Here is a 385-nt window from a genome sequence, read left to right on the forward strand (position 1 = left end):
GCCGCAAAGAAAAGTAGGCAAAAGAAAGCGGCTTCACACCGCTAACTTTTAAGCGGGTCTCCCGGCTTGGAGGGGATAGTGGAACATCTGGAATCGGTGTTTCCGCACACTCCGCGTAAGTGACTAGGCCGTCATTCTTCCGGCGGCGCTGCGCGCGCCGTAGCGGTACTTCACAAAACCGCCAGCCGATTTTGACGCCTGCGTTTTGTCTTGTGCGGGCAATGTTTCATTTGCTAAGGCCACCGCTTCTTCCTGTTCCTTGCCATTTTTGACTCCGCAACCCGGAACAGTTTGCGACAGCCCTAACACCTCGCTTTCATTGGGACGCTTCTCGTAGCCGCCGAGGAAATTTCTTACGGTTTCCTGAGCATCGCCCGGGCACCAT

General features: G+C 55.3%; 1 protein-coding gene. It reads right to left on the minus strand.

Annotated elements, in window-relative coordinates; genetic code table 11:
* Nucleotides 1-123 precede the first annotated feature (123 nt).
* Nucleotides 124-385, minus strand: a 262-nt coding sequence (locus SB764_RS38605; RefSeq protein WP_410866551.1) for a hypothetical protein, incomplete at its 5' end; no start/stop codon positions are given.

The organism is Paraburkholderia sp. SIMBA_027 (assembly GCF_046535315.1).
Lineage (GTDB): Bacteria > Pseudomonadota > Gammaproteobacteria > Burkholderiales > Burkholderiaceae > Paraburkholderia > Paraburkholderia tropica.